Annotated in this window: 25 protein-coding genes; 20 read left to right on the top strand and 5 right to left on the bottom strand. The window is 55.1% G+C overall.

The window, feature by feature from the left end:
• Window positions 1-96: 96 nt before the first annotated feature.
• The 15 genes from rutA to EL29_RS21730 all read left to right on the top strand — a co-directional run bounded on the left by rutA (window position 97) and on the right by EL29_RS21730 (window position 15043).
• Entirely contained in the window at window positions 97-1188 is a 1092-nt protein-coding gene (gene rutA, locus EL29_RS21800; protein ID WP_013027866.1) for a pyrimidine utilization protein A, read from the top strand.
• The gene (gene rutB, locus EL29_RS21795) at window positions 1188-1937 is read left to right on the top strand and encodes a pyrimidine utilization protein B (RefSeq protein ID WP_014333147.1); all 750 of its coding nucleotides are present in this window, start codon (window positions 1188-1190) and stop codon (window positions 1935-1937) included. Before rutA ends, rutB begins: the two co-directional genes overlap by 1 nt.
• Before the next feature lie 25 nt (window positions 1938-1962).
• Window positions 1963-2349: a pyrimidine utilization protein C gene (rutC, locus tag EL29_RS21790; protein WP_013027868.1), complete on the top strand. Its 387-nt coding sequence runs from the start codon at window positions 1963-1965 to the stop codon at window positions 2347-2349.
• A 35-nt stretch (window positions 2350-2384) separates the two neighbouring features.
• Complete coding sequence (rutD, locus tag EL29_RS21785; RefSeq protein ID WP_013027869.1) at window positions 2385-3212, top strand: pyrimidine utilization protein D; 828 nt, start codon at window positions 2385-2387, stop codon at window positions 3210-3212.
• The gene (locus EL29_RS21780) at window positions 3209-3799 is read left to right on the top strand and encodes a malonic semialdehyde reductase (RefSeq protein ID WP_013027870.1); all 591 of its coding nucleotides are present in this window, start codon (window positions 3209-3211) and stop codon (window positions 3797-3799) included. Before rutD ends, EL29_RS21780 begins: the two co-directional genes overlap by 4 nt.
• A gap of 69 nt (window positions 3800-3868) precedes the next feature.
• On the top strand, window positions 3869-4384 hold the full coding sequence (gene rutF, locus EL29_RS21775; RefSeq protein ID WP_088900766.1) for an NADH-dependent FMN reductase RutF: 516 nt from the start codon (window positions 3869-3871) through the stop codon (window positions 4382-4384).
• A gap of 33 nt (window positions 4385-4417) precedes the next feature.
• The gene (rutG, locus tag EL29_RS21770) at window positions 4418-5764 is read left to right on the top strand and encodes a pyrimidine utilization transport protein G (protein WP_014333150.1); all 1347 of its coding nucleotides are present in this window, start codon (window positions 4418-4420) and stop codon (window positions 5762-5764) included.
• A gap of 297 nt (window positions 5765-6061) precedes the next feature.
• On the top strand, window positions 6062-7069 hold the full coding sequence (gene dgcN / locus EL29_RS21765; protein ID WP_028716034.1) for an N-acetyltransferase DgcN: 1008 nt from the start codon (window positions 6062-6064) through the stop codon (window positions 7067-7069).
• 1 nt (window position 7070) lies between these two features.
• Window positions 7071-8036, top strand: a complete 966-nt coding sequence (gene dgcA / locus EL29_RS21760) for an N-acetyl-D-Glu racemase DgcA (protein WP_014333152.1) — start codon at window positions 7071-7073, stop codon at window positions 8034-8036.
• A 15-nt stretch (window positions 8037-8051) separates the two neighbouring features.
• Window positions 8052-9917: an ABC transporter ATP-binding protein gene (locus EL29_RS21755; protein ID WP_013027875.1), complete on the top strand. Its 1866-nt coding sequence runs from the start codon at window positions 8052-8054 to the stop codon at window positions 9915-9917.
• Between the two features lie 21 nt (window positions 9918-9938).
• Window positions 9939-11480 carry a glutathione ABC transporter substrate-binding protein gene (locus EL29_RS21750; RefSeq protein ID WP_028716033.1) on the top strand — a complete coding sequence of 514 codons (1542 nt, stop codon included), beginning with the start codon at window positions 9939-9941 and terminating at the stop codon, window positions 11478-11480.
• 83 nt (window positions 11481-11563) lie between these two features.
• Entirely contained in the window at window positions 11564-12496 is a 933-nt protein-coding gene (locus EL29_RS21745) for an ABC transporter permease (RefSeq protein WP_013027877.1), read from the top strand.
• A complete protein-coding gene (locus EL29_RS21740; protein ID WP_013027878.1) occupies window positions 12493-13377 on the top strand; it encodes an ABC transporter permease subunit in 885 nt (294 codons plus the stop codon). Before EL29_RS21745 ends, EL29_RS21740 begins: the two co-directional genes overlap by 4 nt.
• A 2-nt stretch (window positions 13378-13379) precedes the next feature.
• The gene (locus tag EL29_RS21735; protein ID WP_029571507.1) at window positions 13380-14222 is read left to right on the top strand and encodes a P1 family peptidase; all 843 of its coding nucleotides are present in this window, start codon (window positions 13380-13382) and stop codon (window positions 14220-14222) included.
• The gene (locus EL29_RS21730; RefSeq protein ID WP_014333156.1) at window positions 14219-15043 is read left to right on the top strand and encodes a M55 family metallopeptidase; all 825 of its coding nucleotides are present in this window, start codon (window positions 14219-14221) and stop codon (window positions 15041-15043) included. The genes EL29_RS21735 and EL29_RS21730 overlap by 4 nt, the downstream gene beginning before the upstream one ends.
• 28 nt (window positions 15044-15071) lie before the next feature.
• Here EL29_RS21730 and EL29_RS21725 read toward each other — a convergent pair whose 3' ends face one another.
• A complete protein-coding gene (locus EL29_RS21725; protein ID WP_028716032.1) occupies window positions 15072-15254 on the bottom strand; it encodes a hypothetical protein in 183 nt (60 codons plus the stop codon).
• Window positions 15255-15517: 263 nt separating this feature from the next.
• Between EL29_RS21725 and EL29_RS21720 the strand changes: the two genes are divergently transcribed.
• Window positions 15518-16435, top strand: a complete 918-nt coding sequence (locus EL29_RS21720) for a LysR family transcriptional regulator (protein WP_014333158.1) — start codon at window positions 15518-15520, stop codon at window positions 16433-16435.
• A gap of 182 nt (window positions 16436-16617) precedes the next feature.
• Here EL29_RS21720 and EL29_RS21715 read toward each other — a convergent pair whose 3' ends face one another.
• A complete protein-coding gene (locus tag EL29_RS21715; RefSeq protein WP_013027882.1) occupies window positions 16618-18675 on the bottom strand; it encodes a putative bifunctional diguanylate cyclase/phosphodiesterase in 2058 nt (685 codons plus the stop codon).
• Between the two features lie 398 nt (window positions 18676-19073).
• On the opposite strand from EL29_RS21715, the gene EL29_RS21710 reads away from it, so the two are divergent.
• The 4 genes from EL29_RS21710 to EL29_RS21695 all read left to right on the top strand — a co-directional run bounded on the left by EL29_RS21710 (window position 19074) and on the right by EL29_RS21695 (window position 23418).
• The gene (locus EL29_RS21710) at window positions 19074-20096 is read left to right on the top strand and encodes a LacI family DNA-binding transcriptional regulator (RefSeq protein WP_013027883.1); all 1023 of its coding nucleotides are present in this window, start codon (window positions 19074-19076) and stop codon (window positions 20094-20096) included.
• A gap of 215 nt (window positions 20097-20311) precedes the next feature.
• Window positions 20312-21217: a TIM barrel protein gene (locus EL29_RS21705; RefSeq protein ID WP_014604639.1), complete on the top strand. Its 906-nt coding sequence runs from the start codon at window positions 20312-20314 to the stop codon at window positions 21215-21217.
• Window positions 21218-21228: 11 nt separating this feature from the next.
• Window positions 21229-22398: a Gfo/Idh/MocA family protein gene (locus tag EL29_RS21700; RefSeq protein ID WP_024472086.1), complete on the top strand. Its 1170-nt coding sequence runs from the start codon at window positions 21229-21231 to the stop codon at window positions 22396-22398.
• A gap of 129 nt (window positions 22399-22527) precedes the next feature.
• A complete protein-coding gene (locus EL29_RS21695) occupies window positions 22528-23418 on the top strand; it encodes a sugar phosphate isomerase/epimerase family protein (RefSeq protein WP_022622872.1) in 891 nt (296 codons plus the stop codon).
• A gap of 401 nt (window positions 23419-23819) precedes the next feature.
• On the opposite strand, the gene EL29_RS21690 is transcribed toward EL29_RS21695, so the two are convergent.
• The 3 genes from EL29_RS21690 to EL29_RS21680 are packed head-to-tail and all read right to left on the bottom strand — an operon-like array spanning window position 23820 to window position 26566.
• On the bottom strand, window positions 23820-25148 hold the full coding sequence (locus tag EL29_RS21690; protein WP_028716031.1) for an NAD(P)/FAD-dependent oxidoreductase: 1329 nt from the start codon (window positions 25146-25148) through the stop codon (window positions 23820-23822).
• Window positions 25149-25162: 14 nt separating this feature from the next.
• Complete coding sequence (locus tag EL29_RS21685) at window positions 25163-25768, bottom strand: cupin domain-containing protein (protein ID WP_014604642.1); 606 nt, start codon at window positions 25766-25768, stop codon at window positions 25163-25165.
• Between the two features lie 45 nt (window positions 25769-25813).
• Complete coding sequence (locus EL29_RS21680; protein WP_014333166.1) at window positions 25814-26566, bottom strand: ABC transporter substrate-binding protein; 753 nt, start codon at window positions 26564-26566, stop codon at window positions 25814-25816.
• Window positions 26567-26727 lie beyond the last annotated feature (161 nt).

The following is a 26727-nucleotide window of genomic DNA, read 5'->3' as shown; positions in this document are numbered from 1 at the left end:
CACGGTGCAACAGGAACCCGCAGGACGCACTTAAGCCGCGCAGAGATTTTCGCAAGCCCTTGTTGTCGTCCCAATTATTTTCAATCGAGGTGAGCTATGAAAATCGGTGTCTTTATTCCTATCGGTAACAACGGTTGGCTAATTTCAGAAACTGCGCCGCAGTACAAGCCAACCTTCGAACTGAATAAAACCATTGTGCAGAAAGCAGAGCACTACCATTTCGACTTCGCGCTCTCGATGATCAAACTGCGCGGCTTCGGCGGTAAAACGGAATTCTGGGAACACAACATGGAGTCATTCACGTTGATGGCCGGTCTGGCCGCCGTAACGTCCCGCATTCAGCTCTACGCCACCGCCGCCACCCTGGTCATGCCACCGGCAATCGTTGCGCGCATGGCTGCCACAATTGACTCCATCTCCAACGGCCGGTTCGGCGTGAACGTGGTAACCGGCTGGCAGAAACCGGAATACGAACAAATGGGCATGTGGCCTGGCGATGACTATTTTACCCGCCGCTACGATTACCTGACCGAATATGTCAGCGTACTGCGCGATCTGTGGGGAACAGGGCACTGCACGCTTGACGGCGAATTTTTCAAAATGGATGACTGTCGCGTCAGTCCACGCCCGCAAAGCGAAATGAAAGTCATCTGCGCCGGACAAAGTGACGCCGGCATGGCGTTTTCCGCCAAACACGCCGATTTTAACTTCTGCTTTGGCAAAGGCGTCAACACGCCAACCGCTTTTGCACCTACCGCAGCCCGCATGAAAACAGCGGCTGACGCTGAAAACCGTGACGTGTCCTCTTACGTGTTGTTCATGGTGATTGCCGATGAAACCGACGAGGCCGCGCGCGCCAAATGGGAGCTGTACAAAGCCGGTGCTGATGCGGAAGCCCTGTCATGGCTCACCGACCAGAGCAGTAAAGATACCCGCTCCGGCAGCGATACCAATGTTCGCCAGATGGCCGATCCCACGTCAGCGGTCAACATCAACATGGGGACGCTGGTCGGCTCCTGGGCCAGCGTCGCCAGAATGCTTGATGAGATCGATACGGTTCCCGGTGCGGGCGGCGTATTGCTGACCTTTGACGATTTCGTCGAAGGCATTGAAAACTTTGGTCGCTACATCCAGCCGTTAATGAAAACGCGCCAGCACATCGGCATTGAGCAGAAAGAGGTCGCATGATGAACATTGTTGAAAATCAAACCGTGGTTCGCCGCGCGCCCGATAATGCTGGCGAGGAAAGGGTGCTGGCCGCGCGTCCTGAAGCCATTGGTTTCACCCCGCAGCAGACGGCGCTTATTGTGGTGGATATGCAAAACGCTTACGCCTCGCAGGGCGGTTATCTTGATCTGGCAGGCTTTGACGTGTCTGCCACCGCGCCGGTCATTGCCAATATCAAAGTGGCGATTGCCGCTGCTCGCGCGGCAGGCATAAAAGTGATTTTTTTCCAGAACGGCTGGGACAATCAGTATGTCGAAGCCGGGGGCGCGGGCTCGCCCAACTTCCATAAATCCAATGCGCTGAAAACAATGCGCAAACGTCCCGAGCTGATGGGCAAACTGCTGGCGAAAGGGGACTGGGATTACGATCTGGTCGATGAACTGCAACCCCAGCCGGGCGATATTGTGCTGCCAAAACCACGCTACAGCGGCTTCTTTAATACCCAGTTGGATAGCCTGCTGCGCAGCTACGGCATTCATCATCTGGTTTTTACCGGCATCGCCACCAACGTGTGCGTCGAATCCACCCTGCGTGACGGCTTCTTTCTGGAATATTTTGGCGTCGTACTGGAAGACGCGACACACCAGGCGGGCCCCGAGTTTGCGCAAAAAGCCGCGATTTATAACATCGAAACGTTTTTTGGTTGGGTCTCCAGCGTAAGCCATTTCTGCGACGCGGTGGGTTACAAAACTGAACAAAACGCGGCCTGACCGCTTGTGAAAAGGACAATTAACGATGCCTAAACGCGCCATTATTCCAGCCGGCAGCGGTGTTCCGCTGGCGCCATTTGTTCCCGGTACGCTTGCCGATGGGGTCCTGTACGTTTCCGGTACTTTGCCTTTTGATAAAGACAACAACGTCGTACATGTGGGCGATGCGGCAGCACAAACCCGCCATGTACTGGAGATCATCAAAAGCGTGATCGAAACCGCAGGCGGCAGCATGGATGACGTCACCATGAACTCGATTTTTATCACCGACTGGGCGAATTACGGGGCAGTGAATCAGGTCTATGCGGAGTATTTCCCGGGTGAAAAACCGGCAAGGTTCTGCATTCAGTGTGGGCTGGTGAAACCGGATGCGTTGATCGAAATCGCATCGATTGCCCACCTTGGCAAATAATCTGTTCGGTGATGTATTTCATCTGAGGAAACAGTATGTATTACAAGGTATTGGGTCAGCAAAACGCTGATGCAGAAACCGTCGTGCTCTCCTCGGGTCTCGGCGGTTCCGGGGGATTCTGGCAGCCTCAGCTGGCGATGCTCTCGGCGCATTTTCGGGTGGTGGTCTATGACCAGTACGGCACCGGCGCCAGTCAGGGTAGCGTACCCGCCGGTTACCGGATGGAGGATATGGCCGATGAGCTGGCAGGCTTACTTAACGCGCTGAATATCAGCCGCTGTCATCTGGTCGGTCACGCACTGGGCGGCATTATGGGTCTGCATCTTGCCCTGCGTTATCCCGCGCTGCTGCAAAGTCTGGTGGTAATTAATGGCTGGACAGTCCTTAACAGCCAGACGCGCCGCTGCTTCGACGTCCGTCGGAACCTGCTGCTTAACAGCGGCGTAGATGCCTACGTGCAGGCGCAGCCGCTGTTTCTGTACCCGGGTGACTGGCTTTCTGAACATGAAGCTTTCCTGCAGGAAGAGCGCCAGCATCAGGTGGCGAACTTTCAGGGGATGGAAAACCTGCTGCATCGCCTGCAGGCGCTGATGGACTCCGATCTGACCACCTCGCTCAAAGGCGTCATCGCGCCGACCCTGGCGTTGAGCGCTAAAGATGATTTGCTGGTGCCCTGGTCCTGTTCAGCCGATCTCGCCTCGCGTCTTCCCCATGGCGAGCACCTGCAAATGGGCTACGGCGGACATGCCATGAGCGTAACGGACCCCGATACGTTTAACCCGATTTTACTGGACTGGCTGCAGCGGCAGGCTTCGCATCCATCCGGAACACCGTCTGATTTCATACCTGTGGAGATGCCATGACCGAAGCATTAACCGCCAGCGCGCTGGCCACGTTGTTCACCGAAGCCCGCACCCATAACGGCTGGCTGAATAAACCGGTAACAGGCGAACAACTGAAAACGATTTACGAACTGGCGCGCATGGGGCCGACCTCGGCGAACTGCAGCCCGGTGCGCATCGTATTTATTCAGAGCCAGGAAGCGAAACAACAACTGGCACCGGCACTTTCCAGTGGCAATCTGAAGAAAACGATGACCGCTCCGGTGACGGCGATTATTGCCTGGGATCCGGAATTCTATGAGCTGCTGCCTGAACTGTTTCCGTCCGGCGATGCCCGTTCATGGTTCACCTCCAGCCCACAGCTGGCACAGGATACCGCGTTCCGCAACAGCAGTTTACAGGCTGCGTATCTGATTATGGCCTGTCGCGCGATCGGCCTGGATACCGGACCGATGTCCGGTTTCGACAATGCCAAAGTTGATGAAACCTTTCTGGCGCAGGAAGGCTGGAAATCGAATTTTCTGATTAACATTGGTTACGGCGACAGCAGCAAAGTCTATCCGCGCGCACCGCGCCTGGACTTTGACCGCGCCTGTCGCGTGCTGTAAGCATCACCGATCATGACTGAGGACACGAGCATGCAATCAACCCTGAACGCCACACTGCCCGAGACCGACATGCCCCTTGCTGAAAAAGAGGCTGCCGTTGAGAAACAGGAATACCGCAATGCCATGGCGCGCCTCGGCTCTGCCGTCAATATCATCACCACTGACGGCCCCGGCGGTCGGGCAGGTTTCACCGCCTCTGCTGTGTGCAGCGTCACCGATACGCCACCGACACTGCTGGTGTGCCTGAACCGTTCTGCGTCGGTACATCCCGCGTTTATACAAAATCAGGTGCTGTGCGTAAACACGCTGGCCGACAGCCACGAATCACTTTCTAATTTATTCGGCGGAAAAACGCCGATGGAACAACGCTTCGACGCCGCCGAATGGACAGATCTCGCCACCGGCTCCCCGATCCTCACTAACGCGCTGGTGTCATTTGACTGCAAGGTCACGCAGATCACCCGGGTCGGTACCCACGATATTATGTTTTGTGAAGTTGTTGCACTCCGTTGCAACGATGACTGCCACGGACTGGCGTATTTCGACCGACGCTATCATCCGCTGATGCGTCAGATAGCCTGTTAACTCAATCCGCATTCAACTTAGTAAGGATCGTACATGGCACATTCCTGGTTTCCGCAATGGCGTAAAAGAGAAGGTAATCTGGATGGCGCGGTGATCGCGCCGGATGAACGGCTACCGTTTGGCGCGACGGTGATCATGGGACTGCAACACACGGTGGCGATGTTTGGCGCCACGGTACTCATGCCATTGCTGATGGGGTTTGACGCCAATATGGCGATCCTGATGTCGGGCATCGGCACGCTGCTGTTCTTCCTGGTCGTAGGCGGGCGCGTGCCGAGTTATCTCGGTTCCAGTGCTGCATTTGTCGGGTTAGTAATTGCCGTGACCGGCTACAGCGGCCACGGCACGAACCCGAATATCGGCGTCGCGCTGGGCGGGATTATCGCCTGTGGCCTGATTTACATGCTGATCGGTTTTGTGGTCATGGCGGTCGGCACGCGCTGGATTGAGCGCCTGATGCCGCCGGTGGTGACCGGCGCGGTAGTCATGGCGATTGGACTCAATCTGGCGCCGATTGCCATAAACAGCGTATCCGCTTCATCGTTTGACAGCTGGATGGCGGTGATGACGGTGCTGTGTATCGGATCGGTGGCGGTGTTTACACGCGGTCTGGTACAGCGACTGTTACTGTTGCTGGGTCTGGTGGCGGCGTACCTGATTTATATGGCGATCACCAACGGCCTCGGGCTGGGCACGCCGGTGAATTTCAGCGCCGTGGCGCAGGCGCCCTGGTTCGGCGTGCCCACCGTCACTACGCCGGTATTCAGCACGCACGCTATGCTGATGATTGCGCCGGTGGCGGTGATCCTGGTTGCGGAAAACCTTGGCCACATTAAAGCCGTGGCGGGGATGACCGGTAAAAATCTCGATCCCTACATGGGCCGCGCCTTTATCGGGGATGGCCTGGCGACCTTGCTTTCGGCTTCGGCGGGCGGCACCGGCGTGACAACCTATGCCGAAAATATCGGCGTCATGGCCGTCACTAAAATTTACTCCACGCTGATTTTTGTCGCCGCCGCAATCATGGCCATTGTGTTGGGTTTTTCGCCTAAATTTGGTGCATTGATCCACACCATTCCTGGCCCGGTGCTCGGTGGAGCATCCATCGTGGTATTTGGCTTGATTGCCGTAGCTGGCGCCCGCATTTGGGTACAAAACCACGTTGATTTGGGCCTGAATGGCAATCTCATCATGGTGGCAGTTACGCTGGTACTGGGCGCGGGCAACTTCACCCTGAGCCTGGGCGGCTTCAGCATGGGCGGCATCGGCACCGCGACCTTTGGGGCGATTTTACTCAATGCTTTCCTGAGCCGCAGCAAAATGGCAAAGACGCCGCCTGAGATTAAGGCAGCCACAGAAGCGGCGCTGAGAGAGCCGTAACCTTTTATTGCTTCGTCTGTCGTCAGTGGGTGTTAAGGGTGCCTGGTGATCGTTGCATAACACTAACCAGGCATTTTTCACCGCCTTTTTGCGCCTTACATATTATCTTTTCCTATGCATTCCCCCGCAAACTGAACTGATTTTCGCCCTGATCCCTGAATTAACGTGGGTGCCATAACCTTTTCATCTGACTATAGCCTGCGGTTATATCCTCCAACTAAACAAGCATTCGTCACCTTTTGAAGCGCATGAAATAGTGGGTTCAGAAACTTACCTTTGTCTGAAACGAGAAATATCATGCTAATTCCACAACCCTATTTACTTTTTCTTGGCGATGTCACCGATCCACTCGCGGCGAAAACGGCGCGCGGTATTCATATCTGGCGGCCGGAGCAGTGCGTGGGCGAAATTAAACTCCCGGGCTGTACTGTCAGCCTGGGTCTGGATGAACTTGACATCATCAGCGCCAAAGCACGCGGCGCGAAAACGCTGGTGCTCGGTACTGCTAACGCAGGGGGCTATCTGCCAGAACACTGGCTGGATACGGTGAAAAGTGCCATCAAAGCAGGCATGAACGTTGCCAGCGGACTGCATCACCGTCTGGTGGACGAGCCCGAACTGGTGACGCTTGCCCAGACGTTTGGTGTTGAGCTTTTTGACTTACGCCATATGCGTCCGACGCTGAGCGTTGGCAGTGGTAAGAAGCGGACAGGCAAACGGATACTGACTGTTGGCACTGACTGCTCCGTGGGCAAGATGTACACCTCACTGGCGCTGGAAGCGGCGATGCGTGAGCGCGGAATGAAAGCGGATTTTCGCGCTACAGGTCAGACAGGGATTCTGGTGGCGGGCGAAGGGATTGCCGTGGATGCGGTCATCGCGGATTTTATTGCCGGTGCGGCCGAAGCGCTGTCACCCGCGAATGATGAGGATCACTGGGACATCGTTGAAGGGCAGGGGTCACTGTTCCACCCCTCTTACGCAGGCGTTAGTATGGGGCTCATGCACGGTGCGCAACCTCACTGGTTGGTGATGTGCCATGAAATGGGGCGCCCCCATATGCGCCATTTACCTCATCAGCCAATGGTCAGCCTGAAAGACTGCGTTGAAGCCAATCTGCGCGCTGCCCATGTGACCAGCGCGTCCGTCCAGCTGGCGGGGTTTGCCATTAACACCTCAAATTACACGGAAGACGAAGCGCGCGCCTATTGCGCCGAAGTCAGCGCAGAGTTTGGTTTACCGGCTACGGATCCTGTGCGTTTTGGCATCGACGAGATCGCCGCACTGCTTCAGGCGCGGGGGTGAAATGAGACAGTTGCAGATTGACGTGGTGGAACTGCCGCTGGCACGGCCCTTTGCTATTTCGCGCGGTACGCGTACCGCCGTCACGGTTATCCGGGTCACGCTGGAGCAAAACGGTTTCATTGGGCGAGGCGAATGTACGCCCACGGCGCGCTACGATGAAACGCCAGACAGCGTTCAGGCCGAGCTTGAGGCAGTGCGTGCTGACGTTGAAGCCGGCCTGAGCCGTCATGATCTGCAACACCGCTTACCCGCCGGTTCCGCGCGCAACGTGCTGGACTGTGCGCTGTGGCGACTGGATGCCGCCCGCGCCAGTCAAACGCTATGGCAGAAAAGTGCACGTCCTCAGCCACGCTCGGTGATCACGGCGGAAACCCTCAGCCTCGATACGCTGGAAAATATGGCGCTGGCGGCGGCGGATGCCGTATCGCGTGGCGCCATCCTGCTCAAAATTAAGCTCAATCGTGATGCGGTTCTGGAAAAGGTGGCGGCCATTCGCGCTGCGGCACCGCGCGCCACGCTGATTATCGACGCTAATGAGGCCTGGTCGGGAATGGACCTGGAAAGCCTGCTGGCCGCACTTCAGGGCTATAACATTGCTATGGTCGAGCAACCGCTTCCCGCCGGTCAGGATCAGGACCTGCAACGTTTTCATCATCCGGTTCCCGTTTGTGCTGATGAGAGTTGCCATACGCGCGAGGATATTGCCGGACTGCGGAACCGCTACGAGATGATCAACATCAAGCTGGATAAGTGCGGTGGCCTGACGGAAGCGCTGGCGATGGTAGAAGAAGCACAAAAGCAGAATATGCGCATCATGGTCGGCTGCATGCTGGGCTCATCACTGGCGATGGAAGCCGCATTGCCGGTGGCGGTTAACGCAGAGCACGTCGATTTAGATGGCCCTATCTGGCTTGCTGCCGACAGTTCTCCTTTTTTGACCTACTCCGAAGGCCGTATCTGGCTATAACTCTACGAGGCGACGATGACGGACACACGACTCACTTCTTCTGCCAACAGTGCCGCCGGTTCATCACCCGTGCTTGATATTCGGGATCTCAGCGTCTCATTTCGTGGGCGCAGCGGCGAGAATCAGGCACTAAAAGGCATCAGTTTTGCCATTAATCCGGGCGAAATTGTCGCCGTAGTGGGTGAGAGTGGCTCAGGGAAATCAGTCACTTCTTTGGCCGTAATGGGCTTACTGGCGAACAGCGGCCGTATCGATCGCGGCAGCATGCAGTTTCGCGATCGTGGCGGAAAAGTACATGCGCTGGAAACACTGGATGAAAATCAGCGCCGCACGTTGCGTGGTCGTGAAATGGCGATGATCTTTCAGGAGCCCATGACCTCGCTGAATCCGGTGCTGCGCGTCGATGACCAGCTCACTGAAGCGTTACGCGATCATCAACAGTGCGACAAGAAAGAAGCGCATGCGCGCGTGCGTGAATTGCTTCGACAGGTGCGTATTGCCGATGTGGATCGTGTCATGAAAAGCTATCCGCACGCGCTCTCAGGCGGTATGCGCCAGCGGGTGATGATTGCGCAGGCGCTGGCCTGTGATCCGCAACTTCTGATTGCTGACGAACCTACAACGGCGCTGGATGTTACCGTGCAGGCGCGCATTCTGCACATTCTGCGTGAGCTGCAACGCGAGAAACAGATGGCGGTGCTGTTTATCACTCACGATATGGGCGTCGTGGCTGAAATCGCCGATCGTGTCGTGGTCATGCTGCGTGGCGAAGTCGTCGAACAGGGCAGCGTCGCAGCGGTTTTTGCCGCCCCGCAGCACCCGTATACCCAGGCTTTGCTGGCGGCGGTGCCGAGACTGGGCGACATGCGCGAATATGCGTGGCCGCAACGCTTTCCGCTGCTCGGCACACAGAATACCGTCGAAAATGAACAGCATACCGCGCGCTACGACACCGCGCCGTTGCTCGATGTGCGTGGGTTGAAAGTCTACTATCCCATCCGCAGCGGCATCTTTTCGACGCTCACGCATCATGTCCATGCGGTTGAGCAGATTGATTTCAGTCTGTGGCCAGGTGAAACCCTGGCGATCGTGGGCGAAAGCGGCTGCGGCAAATCGACGACCGGCCGTGCGCTGATGCGCCTGATCAACAGTGACGCCGAAAGCATTCACTTCGAAGGGAAAGAAATCTCTCACCTGAAAGAGGCAGCATTCCAGCCGCTCCGCCGTGAAATTCAGATGGTGTTTCAGGATCCCTACGCCTCACTGAACCCTCGGCTTACCGTGGGTTTCACCATTGCCGAGCCCTTGCTGTTACATGGCATGGTGTCCTCACTGGAACAGGCTTCGCCACAGATAGATGCGTTGCTGAAGAGCGTTGGTCTGCTGCCCGAGCACGCGCGTCGGTATCCACATGAATTTTCAGGTGGTCAGCGCCAGCGTATTGCCATTGCCCGCGCCATGGCCCTGAAGCCCAAAGTGATTATTGCTGATGAAGCAGTATCGGCCCTTGACGTCTCCATTCAGGCGCAGGTGGTGAACCTGATGATGGATCTGCAGCAGCAAACGGGCGTGGCGTGGATTTTCATCTCTCACGATATGGCGGTCGTCGAGCGCATTGCCAACCGTGTGGCGGTGATGTACCTCGGCCAGATTGTGGAGCTTGGGCCGCGTCAGTCGGTATTTAATCAGCCGCAACATCCTTATACCCAACGCCTGCTGGCCTCCGTGCCGGTGGCGGATCCCGAGAACCGTCAGCCCCGTATTATCGATGACAGCGAAATCCCTTCGCCGTTAAGAAAAGTGGGCGAAACGGTCACTAAACCCCGTTATCGACAGGTTGCGCCTCAGCACTGGGTCGCTGACGGCATTGCATTGCGATAATTCAACGACCAGGAGATTTTTATGAAAACGCTGTTTCGCCGTACTTCACTCGCCCTCGCATTGACGACGACGCTGGTCATGACTGCACAAGCACAGGATCTGCGTATTTCAATGTATGCCGATATTACGGGGCTGGATCCGCACGATACCTCAGACAATGTCAGCTATTCGGTGCAGAGTGGTATCTTTGAACGACTGTTTCAGTTCGATCCACACATGAAGCTCCAGCCCTGGCTGGCCACCGGTTATACCTCAAATGAAAATGCAACGGAGTTTACGCTGACGTTGCGCAAAGGCGTCACCTTCCAGGATGGCACACCTTTTAATGCGGAAGCCGTCAAAGCCAACCTTGATCGCCTGGCAGACCAGAAAAAAGGGCTAAAGCGTAACAGCCTGTACAAAATGATCGATAAGGTTACGGTGCTGGCACCCGATCAGGTAAAAATCGATCTTAACCAGTCGTTTGGTGCCTTTATTAACACGCTGGCACATCCTTCCGCAGTGATGTGGAGCCCGTCCATTCTCAAGCAATATCCAGACGAAGCCCAACTCCGGTTGCATCCGGTGGGTACCGGTCCGTTTAAATTTGTTGACTGGACACCGGGCAAAGCGGTCACGCTGGCGAAGTATGACGGTTACTGGCAGCAGGGATGGCCAAAAGTCGATCATGTTATCTTCTCACCCAGCCCAGAAGATGCAACACGCGTAGCCGCGTTGAAGTCGGGTCAGGTTGACGCAATCTGGCCATTGCCTTCGGATCTGATTGCTGCCGTGAAGCAAGACAGCAACCTCTCTGTTCAGCGCGATCCCAGCATTTATCTTTATTACATGGCGATTAATACGCAGCACAAGCCACTGGCAGATGTTCGCGTGCGTCAGGCAATCAACTATGCGATTGACCGTAATCTGTGGCTGAAGGTGGCCTTTGCTGGTTTAGGTAAACCTGCCACATCCGCCATGCCCGAAGGTGTCCAGTTTTATCAGAAACAAAACGATCCTGATTATCACTATGCGCCGGATAAAGCCAAAGCGCTGCTGAAAGCGGCGGGCTATCCGAATGGTCTGGATCTCAAACTCTGGGTTACGAATGCAACGGCCAGCGTGCGCGCCGCTCAGGTACTGAAAGCGCAGCTGGGCACGGTGGGCATTCGTGCCACGGTAACTCCGATGGATTCCGGCACGCGCAACGCTAAGTTATGGGGCGTACAGGACCCGAAAAAGGCGGAATTTGACCTGTACTATGGTGGCTGGTCAACGTCCACAGGCGATGCCGACTGGGCGCTGCGTCCGCTGTTTGCCACCGAATCCTGGGTACCCACCTCCTACAATGTCTCCTATTTCAGCAATCCTGATGTAGACAAAGCCATTGCCGCCGGGCTGGCAACGGCCGATCCGGCAAAGCGTGGTATCGCCTATGCGCAAGCACAGAAACTCATATGGCAGGATGCACCGGTGGCATTCCTTGGTACGCCAGACAATCTCGTTGGCAAACGCCGCACCCTGAATGGTGTTTCCATGCTGCCTGATGGCAATTTGCTCTTCACTCAGGCGTCGTTTAAATAAGACGCGGATTGCTCTCACGTCCCTTTCCCTTGCAGGGCAAAAGGACGTGAGGGCACCCGTCACAGTGCATTTCAAGGAATGGCATGTTTGCATACATCCTTCGCCGATTACTGGAGATGATCCCGGTTTTGCTGGTGGTCTCGCTGCTGGTTTTCGGTTTTATCAAGCTGCTGCCGGGCGACCCGGCGCGCATCTATGCTGGACCGGATGCGCCCATTGAGGCGGTTGAAGCGGCGCGTCAGCACCTTGGGCTTAACGATTCGCTGCCACAGCAGTACGTCCACTGGATCGATAGCCTGTTACACGGCGATCTTGGCACCACCTACCGCACCCAGCAACCGGTGCTGCAGGTGATTAAACAGGGCTTCATGCCAACGCTTTGGCTCGCCTTAGCGGGGTTTGCCTGGTCCGTGATTCTCGGCCTCGTACTTGGCGTTCTCGCGGCACTGAAGCGAGGAAAATGGCAAGACTGGACGCTGATGAGCATGGCGGTGGGCGGTATCTCAATGCCTGCTTTCTGGCTGGGTCTGTTGCTGATCCAGTTCGTCGCGATGCCTTTTGGGCTGTTCTCAGTCAGCGGTTTCAACAAAGCCAGTGATATTGTCCTGCCCGCCATCACGCTGGGTTCGTCAGTGGCGGCAGTGATGGCCCGGTTTACCCGCTCAGCCTTCCTGGAGGTGGCGCAGGAAGATTACGTGCGGACCGCGAAAGCAAAAGGACTGCGTAACCGCCTCGTGACGTGGAAACATGTGATGCGTAATGCACTCATTCCGGTGATTACCATGCTCGGTTTGCAGTTCGGTTTTCTGCTGGGCGGCTCCATCGTCGTGGAGAGCGTCTTCAACTGGCCGGGATTAGGCTGGTTGTTGATTGAGTCGATAAAAGCGCAGGATCAGCCGGTTATTCAGGCGCTGGTGATGCTGTTCGTGTTTGAATTTATTGTCATTAATCTGCTGGTCGATCTGCTTTACGCGGTCGTCAATCCGGCGATTCGTCTGCGACAGGAGCCGAGATGAGTATTCAATCGCTGACTGAAAACCCGCCTCAGGTCATCCGTTCGCCGTGGCGCGATTTCCTGCATGCCTTTGTGCGTAATCCTCTGGCGCTGGTCTCAGGCGGATTTGTACTGTTGTTGATCGTGGTGGCGATCTTTGCGCCCTGGCTGGCCCCCTGGGATCCGATGGCACCAGACTGGATGGCGTTGTCGTCACCGCCCAGCGCGGCACACTGGATGGGAACCGACGAGCTGGGGCGTGATCTGCTCAGTCGCATTATCTATGGGGCGCGTATCTCGCTCTATGTCGGCGTGCTGTCCGTAACGCTCGGCATGATTGTCGGTGTGGTGTTGGGTTTACTGGCAGGCTATTACGGCGGCTGGGTCGATATGCTGATCATGCGCGGCGCCGACGTGTTATTCGCTTTTCCCGGCATGTTACTGGCCATTGCGGTTGTCGCGCTACTTGGAACCGGCCTGAACAATGTGATCATCGCGGTCGCGGTGTTCAGCGTACCCGTTTTTGCCCGTATTGTGCGCGCCTCGACGCTGTCATTGAGACAGGCCGCCTATGTGGAAGCCGTTCGCTGTGCCGGTGCACCCGATCGCATCATTATCCTGCGACATATTTTGCCCGGTACGCTTTCCAGCGTGATTGTCTACTTCACTATGCGCATCGGCACCAGTATTCTCACCGCAGCGGGCTTAAGCTTTATTGGCCTGGGGCCGGAGCCGGATGTGCCTGAATGGGGTAATATTCTGGCGATGAGCCGGAGCATGATGATGGCTGGCGCATGGCACATGAGCGTGTTTCCGGGGCTGGCGATTTTTATCACGGTGCTGGCGTTCAACCTGCTCGGCGACGCGCTGCGCGATACGCTCGACCCGAAACTGAAGAGCTGACCATGGATTTTCAACAATTGCAGCGCGATCTGCTGCTAAACCACTGGCGTCACGCGCGTACGTTGGGACAGCCGCGCGGCGCTTGCGGGCCCGGCAATCGAATCAGCGATGTTGCCGGCGTGCGCGTCGGACATTACACGCTGAATGATGGAGAAAGGCAGACTGGCGTCACCGCTATCGTTCCGCCGGGCGACAATGTGTTTCTCACGCCGCTGCCGTGTGGCGCGGAAGTGCTCAATGGCTTTGCAAAACCGGTCGGGCTGGTACAGGTCGAAGAGCTTGGCGTGTTACAGACGCCGATTCTGCTCAGCAACACGCTGGCGGTGGGCACGCTGTTTACCACGCTAGTCCGGGATGCCATCCGTCGTAATCCGGAGCTGGGGCGGACATTGCCCACGGTAAATCCGCTGGCACTAGAGTGCAACGATGGCTGGCTTAATGATATCCAGTCGTTGTCCATCAGCGAGGCGATGGCGCAGGCGGCATTGCGCACGCCCCCCCCCCCCCCGCCGCAGCGTGATGCCGGCTCTGTCATCATCGTGATGGCCACGGATGCGCCACTGGATGCGCGTCAGTTGAAACGCATTGCCCGGCGTGCCGGCGCCGGCCTTGGACGGCTGGGCAGCTACTGGGGCCACGGTTCAGGTGATATTGCCGTGGCGTTCTCAACGCAACCCCTGCCGCAACCGCCTCAGGATGACCAGCTGGAGCCGCTTCTTGCCGCCGCGGCAGATGCAACCGAACAGGCTGTTCTGGATGCCTTGTTGAGCGCGGAGGCCGTCACCGGCTTTCGTGGTCACCATCGGCCCTCACTGACTCAGATTCTGGACAAATTAACCGCATGAAAATTTTTATCTCTGCCGATATTGAAGGTATCGCGGGCGTCATGCGCCCGGAGCACTGCACACCAGGCAACCCGGAATATCAGATGGCCCGGGGGCTGATGGAACAGGAAGTCAATGCCGCGATTGAGGGCGCGTTCGCGGGGGGCGCAACGGAGGTGGTGGTCGCCGACAGCCATGCGCAAATGACCAATTTACGTGCGGAAAATATTGATCCACGCGCCCGACTGGTGCAGGGTAAACCTCGCGGTCTGTCGATGGTTGAAGGGATCGAGCAGCAGACGTTCGACGGATTATTTCTGGTGGGCTATCACAGCGCAGCAGGCGAACCTGGCGTACTGGCGCACACCATTAACGGCCGCGCATTCTGGCGTATCCATATCAATGGCCTTGTGATGGGGGAAACCGACATTTATGCCGCCGCTGCCGCTGAACAGGGTACGCCTCTGTTGTTGGTCACCGGCGACGATCAGCTCCAGAGCTGGATAGCAGAATATTATCCCACGGTTGATTACGTCTGTGTAAAACGCGCCATTTCCCATACCTGCGCGGAATCCATCAGCCCCAAAGCGGCACAGCGCGCAATATGCGCCGCGGCAAGCGCCGCACTGCAGCATCCACATCAGGCAAGCACGACTCGCCTGGCCGCGCCTTATCGCATGCAGCTCCAGGCCAGCAAACCCGTGCTGGCCGATCTGTTTAGCCTGATTCCCGGTGTCACGCGCATCGATGCGGTTACCGTGGAGTATCAGGCGGAGCGGATGGGGACGTTGATCAGCTTGCTCAGTGCCTTTTCCTATCTGGCGAGTACCCAATCGTCATAAGAGGATGTGCGTATCGGCAGCGGCAACGTTAGCGCGCCTGTTCTGCTGCCCTGAAACACCGCTGCCATTCAGGATTACCCATCGGCCAGCCGCGCGGCTGGCCATCCAGCGATGTCGCTTCCGTTGCACCACGATGGGGCGAACGCCTGTCCTGACAGCGTTTCCATTCTGTCCGGCCCGGAGGTGCAAAAACCAGCGCGGCAGAGCCCATTTCATCTCCTCTCTTCAGACGCAGTCATCGACTCATACTGATAGCCAGATGAAGGTCGGCGACTCAGCCACCGTCAGCTTTACGGTACAAATTTTGCAAGAGAGCAGGGATTGCCATGTAATGACCCGGGGTTTGGGCTCTGCCGGAAAGCGGTTGCAGGCTTTCCCGTAAAGTTGCGGTGTTGGCAGTCTCATGCAGGCACTGCTGTAAAAGGGTGGTGACAACGGCCTGCGGTCAGGTGAATCCAGTTAAGGTGAATAATAATGCGGCTCCGTCACATAGAGGTATTTCAGGCCATCGTACAGACCGGTAGCATCAGCGCTGCAGCGCGCTTGCTGAATGTGTCCCAGCCGAATATCAGCCGCGTGCTGAATCATGCGGAACAGCAATTGGGTTTTGCACTGTTTGAGCGACGGATACAGGGAATGAGCGTCACGGCGGAAGGACGACGCCTGCTGCCCGAAGTAGAAGATCTTTATCAACGTTTGCAATCCATTACTCAACTCACCGAACAACTTCGACGCGGCGAAGGGCAGATAGTCCGCGTGGGTGCGGCTCACGCGTTCGGTCAAATGGTGCTGGCACCCGCATTGGTCACCTGGCGACAACAGGTGGCCTCGGTCAGTGTCGAACTGGTCACGGAGCACTTCAAGACTTTGTGCCAAATGATTCTGGAAAATCAGCTTGATTTCGCCCTGGTGTTTGGTCAACAGGTGGATGCAGACCTTTTGGCTGAACCGCTGTTCCAGTCTTCCATGGTGGCGCTGCTGCCGCTCAATCATCCCCAGCATGAACCCGTTTCGCTGGAGTGGTTATGCAGCAATAATCTGCTGATGATGCAGACCCAGGATCCGCTTGGGCGCGTATTACACCGCGCGCTGCGCGATAAAAAGCTGAATCCCGCTGTGTCACTGTCGATTAAAACCTATTCGGTGATTGCGGATATGGTCCTGGCAGGCGGCGGCGTGGGCGTCGTGGATCTGTTCACGGCATGCCGCTATGCCGACCAGCTAAAATTGCTCCCCGTCGCGCAACCGTTGCCGTTTGAAGTGATGCTGATCAGCCGTCGTGATAAACCCCAGTCACAGTCCACCCTGCAACTTAAGCAGGTAATACGTAACAGGCTGTGGGAGATTGCCCGACAGTGCGAAGCACAGTTTCTGGTTGAGAAAGCAAGCTAAAAACGGCTTCTGGTGAATCTGGTGGTACACCTGCTATCGGCAAAGGTTTGCGTCACTGTTTTGCCTTTTGAAACCTGTTCTGGTCGTCCCGGTGCAGTCAGGGATACTTATTTCTTTTAAAGACATCCGGCGCTTTCTGTCCCCGTCAGTTGTTCCGGCAGGGACTGAGAAGGGCACACACTTTACTTCTGAATCCAGCAAGGGCCCGGCCTGCCAAAGAGGTATCCCTGCAGTAACGGACACTCATTCGTCTTTAGCCACTCCGCCTGGGCAGGCGTTTCCACGCCCTCTGCGGTCACTTCAACCTGGAGTTGACGGCAGAGTGAAAGAACGGAGCTGACGATGGCTGCAGCTCCGGAGTCCAGGTGCAAATCGTTAATAAACGACCTGTCTATTTTTATCCTGCTGAACAGTCCGGAACTGAGGTGGTTCAGTGAAGAAAAGCCCGTACCAAAATCATCCAGTACGATATGAATTCCGGTATCCCTGAACCTGCGAATCATTTCGTAACTGCCTTCGGGGTTGTCGAACAGCGCCGACTCGGTGATTTCGAGCTCCAGCCGGTTTGGGTGCAGCCCACTCTCAATAAGAACCGTTTTCACCCTGTTGGCCAGCTGTGGATCACGAAACTGACGGGGCGAGATATTAACTGCCACGCGTTCGTGCCCCGACCACTCCGCCATATCGTTGCAGGCTCGCTCAAGCGCGAATGCGCCAATATCATGAATAAGCCCGGTTTTTTCAGCGAGCGGGATGAACACGTCAGGCGAAACATTTCCCCTTACAGGATGATTCCAGCGCAGCAGAGCTTCATAGGAAACCACTTCCTCACTGATGCTGCAGACGACGGGCTGGTAAAAAATCTGCAGCTCACCGTTCTCGAGCGCACCACGCAGGTCATTTTCCAGGCTAAAGCGCTCTGCCGCCGAACTGGCTAGCTCATCGGTAAAAATTACCCAGCCTTTGCGCCCGGCTGACTTGGCAGCGTAGAGGGCGATATCGGCTGCCGATAACATGCTTTCGGCATCACGCGCATAGCCCGGAAAGAGGCAAACCCCGAAGCTGCAACCCGAGGTGACTTTCCGCCCTTTCAGCATGAAGGGCTCCTTCAGGACCATCGTCAGGCGCGATGCTGTTTCGCTTGCGTCTTCTGCCGAGCTAATGCCGGGCAAAACGGCAACGAACTCGTCACCGCCCGTGCGGGCCAGAATGTCGCCCGGGCGCAGGACTGACAGCAGCCGTGCTGAAACCTCAATGAGCAAGGTATCGCCCGCCGCGTGACCCAGAACGTCGTTGACGCTTTTAAACCGGTCTATGTCAGACACCATGACCGCAAAGGGTTCGTCACCGTCCAGAAGCGTTTCAAGCTCAGGCATCAGGCCACGGCGGTTGAGAAGCCCTGTCAGCGGATCATGAAGGGCCAGATGGTTCGCTCTGACCGCAGCCTGATACTCCGCCGTGACGTCCAGTATGGTATACAGGAGATAGTCATCTCCGCCGCCCGAATTCAGCCTTTCGGCGGAAATCCGTAATGAAAATTCCGGCTCATTATCGCCCGAAGAAACCGTTTCACTAAAGCCCTGGTCGGGAAGGAGGTCAAATGCCTGCCTGAACACAGCCGCGAGATTGTCTGGCAGGCCCGCAGGCAGGGCGGTTCGGGTATTCCCACTGCGTACCCGTTCTTGCAGACAGGACAAATTCATGGCCGTCGGGTTCGCGCGTATGATGTCCCCCGATGCAACGTCACACAGGATGAGCGCGCAGGGCGTGTGGCTGAATACGGCGTCGAGCACCTTATTTGTGTCTGATAACTCGGTTTCCCTTTTCAGGATAACTTTTTGAGCGATGCGGAGCGCCGCCCTTTCCTGATAGCCTTGTGAAACGTCCCGCACGATTTTGATAAAGGCCGCATTATCTTCATCGGACGGATTGAGAAATTCTATTTCAACTGATGCCCGAAACGCGCTGCCGTTTTTGCGCAGGCGCCAGCCCTCTCCTGTGAACTTGCCGCGCTCACGGGCCTCCCTCAGGTTGGCCTCAGGGATATTCCTGGCCTGCTCATCTTCATCATAAAAAACCGAAATATGCTGCCCTCGGATATCGCGGCTATCCCATCCCTTGATCTCACGGCATCCAAGATTCCAGCTCATCACTTCTCCGGTGGAAGACAGCAGATATATCGCACAAAGAGACGTTCTGGCCACGGCGGCCCCCAGTTGGTCATTGGTTACGGATTTCATGTGGCTATCCTTGATGAGTTCATCGACCTGTTCGGAGATGATCTGGCGTTAAAAACGATTATCGGCGCCGTTAGCCAGAAACAGAGACAAAAATTTGTAAAAATTTAGTTAGAGGCCATATTACGCCACCTGTCTGGACCAGCCCAATCATAATGCACACGGGACTTAGCAGCGTTCGCTTTTCGCTGTAGAGTCAGTCGTTTCACGCACAATTAATTTTTTAAAAGTCTGCCGCAAGTGACTTAATGCAAATCCAAACAGCGCTATCTGCTGTACGCATTCCGGAGGCACCGATCTCACCAATACGGTTATCATCCCGCAAAAAGCGCGGAAGCCTTTTGCCGCTATCCTGTTTATGTGTTTAGATTGATAGAAATCTATCATCACCAGGCTGAGTAATGAAAAAAATCTCTATGTCAGCGGTGGCACGAGCAGCCGGCGTGGGCGTCGCTACCGTGGATCGCGTGCTTAACAACAGAGCTTCTGTTAAACAGGAAACCCGGCAACGGGTCCTGCGCGCCGCTGAAGCCTTAGGCTACCGTGAAGACCTCATTAAGGTCATGACGCCGGACGTGACAGCGGCCAACATCCACGTGCGTATCGGGTTCATTTTGCTACCCAATAATTATTCTTTTTATCAGGTACTTTCAGAAGAAATCAGTCGATGCGCAGAGGGAAAACTGGCGACGAAACCGGCGTTTATGTGGGCCGATATTCACGATGTGGAGAACGTCGTATCGTCTCTGGAAGCGCTGGCAGAACGCGTTGATATCATCGGGCTTGTTGCTCTGGATCATCCCCTTATACGACATACGATTAAGCAGCTTTCCGCCTCAGGTGTGCAAATTTTCACGTTGTTTTCTGATCTCTCCCCCTGTGGTCAGGCGGGCTATATCGGGCTGGATAACCTCAAAGCAGGACGTACGGCGGGATGGTTTGCTGAACGCATGACAGAAAAAGAAAGTGTGATTGGCGTCCTACTGGGTGACCACCGTTTCAACTGCCAGGAAAGCTGTGAAATAAGCTTTCGTTCATACCTGCGTGAAAACAGAAAAGATGCCGTGGTTCTGGAGCCTCTCCAGACGCTTGAATGTATCAATGGGGGCTATCTGGCCGCGACGCAACTGCTGAAAGACAACCCAATCATAACAATGATTTATGCGCCATGTGGTGGTGTGGAAGGGGTGATTAAAGCCGTTTCTGAAAGCCCGCGGGATGATATAAAAATTCTCTGTCATGGTCCGTTTATCGGCGATGAAATGGCGCTGATTGAGGGACAGATCGACATCATGATACGTCACCGCATTGATGCCGTGGCTGAAAAGATCGTCTCTGTTTTTATCAGCAGATATCAAGAGAACGATCGCAATCCGGTTTACGTTACCCTGCCTTTCGATCTCATCACTCGGGAAAATATCTGAATCACTCCGGCTTCTGCCGAAGGCTTGCGCAGACTGCATTTGATGTAAAACAATCAAATAAATGATATAAAAAAATCATGATCGCTATCAAATAACTCACTTCGAAGGGTTGCCGGTGTTAAAAAACCGGCGCAATACTGCGCGCATTGAGCCAGACGATTGCCGTCGGGGCGCTCAGTGTTCATCAGTGTTGCCGCATCCGGAGAAAAAACATCATGACGATTTCCATCGCGACTGCGCCCTGCAGCTGGGGAGTGGATGACCCGAAGAATCCTTTTCTTCCCCCCTGGCAGAGCGTGCTTAAAGAAGCCGCGCTTGCAGGTTATAAAAGCCTGGAACTGGGGCCGTGGGGATATTTGCCCGTCCAGCCGGATGCGCTAAAAGCTGCGCTTGCCGAATTCCAGCTGTCGATCGTTGCTGGCACCCTTTTCGACGATTTGGTGAGTGAAGAGAACTTTCCGGCCATGATCGCGCTGACCCATAAAATCTGTCACAACCTGAGCTTCCTTTCCGAACAGGGCAAACCTACACCTTATCTCGTCATCATCGATTTCGGCGATCCTGAACGGGCAGCCACCGCAGGCCAGTCTGAAAAAGCGCCACGACTGAACGACAGCGACTGGCAGACCATGATGAGACATATCACCGTTCTGAGTGAGATCGCCTGGAAAGAGTACGGTGTCAGACCGGTCATTCATCCCCATGCAGGCGGCTGCATTGAGTTTGCCGATGAACTTGAAAGGCTGGTTCGCGATATTCCTCATAGCGTTGCCGGCCTTTGTCTGGATACCGGCCATTTGTATTACGCCGGCATGGATCCTGTTGCTGCGCTGGAACGTTACTGGGACCGGATTGATTACCTTCATTTCAAAGACGTCAACGAGGTTGTCTGGCGTCAAGCCATCAAACAAGGGCTGGATTTTTTCACCGCCTGTGCCCAGGGCGTCATGTGCCCACTTGGCAGCGGCGCTATCAATTATCCCGATGTCCACGCATTTCTGCGCCAGCGCCATTATCAGGGCTGGATCACTATTGAACAGGAAAGGGATCCGCGTGATGCAGACACCAGCCTGCGTGACGTCACAGCAAGTCTGCACTATCTGCACTCAGTCGGTTTTTAAGGAGAAAGGTCATGATTAACGGCATTAAACCGCTTAAAAATTCACTGCGGTGGGGCATGGTGGGCGGCGGCGGTACCAGTCAGATTGGCTACATTCACCGTTCATCAGCACTCCGCGATAACACATTTACCTTAGTTGCCGGGGCATTCGATATTGATGCTGCACGTGGCCGCGCCTTTGGTGAAGCTCTGGGCCTTTCCCCGGACCGGTGCTATGCCGACTATGAAACCCTGTTTGCATCAGAAGCAAAACGCGATGATGGCATCCAGGCTGTCTCGATCGCCACACCTAACAACACGCACTTTGCGGTCTGCTGCGCAGCGCTTGAAGCCGGTCTCCATGTGATATGTGAGAAACCGCTGTGCTTTACGGTGGAAGAAGCTGAACATCTGGCGAAGCTGAGCCGGGAGAAAAAGAAGATCGTCGGCGTGACCTACGGTTACACCGGTCATCAGCTCATCCTTCAGGCCAGGGAGATGATCGCGCAGGGATTACTGGGTGACATTCGCATCGTCAACATGCAGTTTGCACACGGTTTTCATCACGAAGCCGTTGAACAGAATAACGCCAGCACCAGCTGGCGCGTCGACCCGCGCTTTGTCGGACCCAGTTATGTTCTGGGTGATTTGGCGACCCATCCGCTGTGTATCGCTGAAACCATGGCACCCGAACTGAAAATCAGACGGCTGCTTTGCTCACGCCAGAGCTTTGTGAAAAGTCGGGCGCCTCTCGAAGACAACGCATTTGTTCTGATGGAATACGAGAACGGCGCAGTGGGAAATCTGTGGGCCTCAGCCGTCAACTGCGGATCAATGCATGGGCAGAAAGTCCGCATCGTTGGCTCCAGAGCCAGTATTGAGTGGTGGGATGAGCAGCCAAACCAGCTGCGTTTCGAAATTCAGGGTGAGCCGGTGCGCATTCTGGAAAGAGGCATGGACTATCTGCACCCGGCTGCTCGTGAAGATGACCGGATAGGCGGCGGTCATCCGGAAGGACTTTTCGAAGCCTGGTCGAATCTCTACCGACGTTTCGCGCTGGCAATGGATGCAACCGATCGGGGCGACGACGCATTCCTGAAAAACTTCTGGTATCCCGATGTCCATGCCGGCCTGGCTGGCGTCAGATGGGTGGAAAACTGTGTCCGTTCAGCCGACTCCGGCTCGGTGTGGGTGGAATGCTGAGGTCCTGGTCGTGAGAACCGGACTCAGCCTGTCACACAGGGTTGACAACGCCTGACATTCGATCCGTTTAATGATTTTCGCTGCCTGAACCCGACTCAGGCAGCAAGAGACAACGCAAAGGTGGCATCAATGAAAATCGCTTTCGATGTAGATGTAATCAAAGATCTGGGCATCACCAAAATGGTCCAACAGGTGTCGGAATGGGGATACAACTACATTGAGCAGTCTCCACATCCGGAAATTAACCCTTTCTATAAGCATCCTCGTGCCAGCCGCGAGATCATGGCTGAGTATAAAAAGGCGCTGCGCGAAACAGGTGTGGAAATTTCATCGTTTATCTGTGTTTATCGCTGGTCTGGTCCCGATGAACTGCGCCGACAGGCGGCCGTTAAAAACTGGAAACGTATGGTGGAGATCGCCGTCGAAATGGGCGTACAGGTCATCAATACCGAACTGGCGGGCGATCCTAATCAACCCGAAATCTGCGATGAAATGTTTTACCGCTCAATGGAAACGCTGCTTCCGCTGTTCGAACGTGAGGGTATCCGTGTTGAAATTCAGGCGCACCCGTGGGACTTCTGTGAAGAGAGCGATGAGACTGTCAATATGGTCAGGTCGTTCAGGAGTGATAACGTTAAATATGTCTACAGCGTTCCTCATACCTTTTTCTATGATAAAGGAAAAGGCGACGTAGAGAAGATGCTCCGTCATGCCGGACACGATCTGTCCCATGTTCTTATTGCCGATACCATGAACCACACAAAGCATTGCCGTTACATCGTTAACCCACCAGGCGTGGATGCCACTATTCATCAGCACGTTGGCATCGGCGAAGGCGAAGTAGATTTTGACACGCTGTTCCGAACCTTGCGGGACATGAAGTTTGCAGAGCAGACGTTCAAAGTAGGGGGAGAGCCTATTGTGGCCGCATCGCTTTTTGGTTATCCGGAAAAAATGAAGTATCAGGCCGTGGAAACCCGCGAGCGGATAGAGCGAGAATTGCTTACGCCTCATCCATGAGTGATGTGCCCGGTGACATGTAAAATTGCTGCCGGGCTTTTTAAAATATGCCTTCCCAGTATTTGCATGCCAGCGTCTTCCTGTAGAACAGGCCATAATCAGCACCGTCGGTGCCGCACAAAGGTCGGGTGCCCGTTTGTCGTACTCGCCTGCTTACCGCTGCGTCCAGCGATTTTACGCCTTTCTCTCCGGTAATGACGGATGACCTTTTCTCGCACGCCTCACCACAGAAGGCTTAATCAGAATCAGGGAATGAGGGCTGATTTTTACACTGCGCAAATTAAGCTGGCTCAGAAGGGGGCAACCGCCCGGTAGATCACTAACAGATCGTCGCTATGTTGACGAGACAGGCCAATGCAGGCCATGCGCTTTCGCATAGCCTGTCTCTGTGGTCTGCACCGCTACATCATTTGTGGCTGGCGAATAACGTTACCTTTATCAAAGCGTGAGAGCCGGTAGGGGGCAAGGTCGGTATAAACGGGCTTGTTCGTCATCATCTGTGCACACAGCAGTCCCGCACCCGGCCCGATGGCAAAACCATGACCACTAAAGCCAGAGGCAATAAACATGCCGGGGATCTGGTTCACTTCATCAATAACCGGCACCAAATCCGGTGTGGTATCAATCCAGCCCGCCCAGGCATAATCGACTTTTGTCCCCTCCAGCGCGGGAAATAAGCGGATTAGCTCTGCCAGACCATCATTAACGATGCGTTTATCCGGCGTGGGATCGAGAACCCGGATTTTTTCAAAAGGGGAAGGCGTGTCATGAGACCAACTCCCCGAGGCTTCAGGGCCTGAAAAGAATGAGCCATTCAGCCGGATTTTCAGTTTCTTTGCCACTTTACTGCGGAACATAGGATAAAACTTTGCGGCATATCGGATGTTCTGTGGCGCCAAATCGATCTGGCCCAGGCCCGGAACGGCAACGGTATAACTGCCATCCAGACGGCGACGAACACAGAGTTGCGGCGTGCTCAGACAACCTTTTACAATTTCCGGGGCGGCGGTTGTTTTAAACACCGTGCCCAAAATATTGGCGGCGGGGAGTTCAACGCCATATTGTCTGCAAAAACGCGAGCTCCATGCACCGCCGCAACAGATCACCCGGCTGGCTTTGACTAACCCGCGCTCTGTCCAGACGCCAGAAACGCGTCCGGCGCTGATATCCAGTGCCCGTACCGCGCAACGCTGGAAAATGCTGGCACCCAAATTTTGTGCACCTTTTGCGATGGCCGGTACCGCCTGTGACGGTTCTGCGCGTCCATCCGTCGGCGACCACACGCCGCCACGCCAGGCTGTTTTGTCACCAATACGTTCCTGAGCCTCACGTGCGGATAACAACTGGCTGGTAAAGCCAATCTGCTTTGCCTGCTGGCCCCATTTTTCCCAACGCGCCAGGTCAGCGTCATTTAGCGTGCCATACAGGATGCCGCTGCGCCTGAAGCCCAGATCCATTCCGATTTCAGTACTGAGTTCATCCCAGCGCTGCAGGCTTCGTATCGCCATCGGCAACTCATGCAAATCACGGTTCTGTTGGCGCACCCAGCCCCAGTTTCTACCTGACTGCTCACCGGCAATCACGCCTTTTTCAAACAGCGCAACAGAAACGCCTTGTTTAGCCAGTTCATATGCCGTTGACGTCCCCACAACGCCGCCCCCTATTACAACAACATCGACGGAGGTGGGGAAGAGGGTACTGTCATTAACGCTATCGACCTTAATTCGCATGAGTTAACCTTGTTTCAAATATGATGTCGGGGCGGAATATGCATAATCCACAACACACGGGCTTCGGTGTCGCTGTCGTTAAAAATGTTATGCGGCAGATGGCTTTTAAACTGAAAGCTGTCGCCCGCTTCGATGAAGGTCGTTTCACCATTCACCTCAAGCGCAAGCCGGCCCTCCATGACCACACCTGCTTTTTCACCTATCCCCGTCAGCATCTCTTCAGAACGCGTGCGGGGAGGGATGCTGATATACATGAACTGGATATCGTGTTCGCCGGACGGCGATAACATCTCTTTGCTAATGCCCTGCTTGCCAACCTGAAAATGCGGTCGCTCACGCCAGCGACGAACATAGTGTTCAGCACCTGGCCGCATCACCTCATGCTGTTCAAGAAAAGCGGTCAAGGGGACATTCAAGACCACCCGAAGCTGCTCCAGTACCCGTACCGTCGGGTTAGCCAGATTACGTTCAATCTGGCTGATTGCCCCTGCCGACACATTGGCCTGTTGCGCCAGTTCTTTGATAGTCATATTGCGAGACTTGCGTATTAATTTTAACCGTACGCCAATATTGATCTCGACGGCACTCAGATCCTCAGAGTGCATTAACGCTGTTTTCATCACCATGTTCCTTAAGGTTTCGTGCCTCCGTGCATGAAAGCGCGATTAGGGCATTCCCCACTTAGCTTTGATTTTTTGCAAAGTGCCATCCGCTTTCATCGCCGTCAGGGCGGTATTGATATCGGCAAGCAGCTTATCGTTGCCTTTTTTCACACCAAAGGCCATGGGCGCGATATGCTCGGGCTTATAACCATCCACCACATGCATGCCTTTGTACGCACCTGATTTTTCCTGATATTTCATGATCGGGTAATCGTTCATGCCCGCCGCGATACGACCCAGCGACAGATCACGCATCATGTCTGCCGGACTGTCGTACACTTTCACCTCTTTCGGGATACCGCTCTTGATCAGAGCCTGCGTGTAATCGGTGCCTGTCATGGTGCCAACGATGTCACCTTTCAGATCCTGCTGAGAGCGATAGACTTTTTTGTTGTCATCACGCACGACCAACCCGGGTCCGAATGCGGTGACCGGCTGTGAGAACGAGATACGTTTTTCACGCTCGGGTGTTGGTGTCATCCCGGCCACGATCATGTCAATTTTGCCAGCAATCACAGACTGAATAAGCGTAGAGAAGGGCACAGCCGTAAAGTTAACATCCAGGTGCTGACGTTTAGCCACTTCGGCAGCCACATCCGGCATGAAGCCTTCAATCTTACCGGTTTTCGTATCCAGAAATGTCGTTGGCGCACTGGAGGGCGGCGAGCCTGCCGTTAGTGTGGCAGCGTGCGCACTGTAAGTGACGCCGAGGGCAACAGACAATAAAGCCATAGTAACGTGCGACCGAATAGACATCACTCACTCCTGATTAACATGCGAACAATTAACTTCACTATAATGAAATTAAATCCCCCCCTGTCAATCTTTTCTTTTTAAAAATGCTGCGCCTCACAAATTAACACAAAACCCTTTGATTTCGGGGGTAAGTGAGCCTTCAATCCATTTTGTTACATGAA

Origin of the sequence: Pantoea ananatis LMG 2665 (genome assembly GCF_000710035.2) — a bacterium.
Classification (GTDB): Bacteria; Pseudomonadota; Gammaproteobacteria; order Enterobacterales; family Enterobacteriaceae; genus Pantoea; species Pantoea ananatis.
Note: the sequence above shows the minus strand (reverse complement) of the source record. Positions and strands in the feature narration are given on the sequence as shown.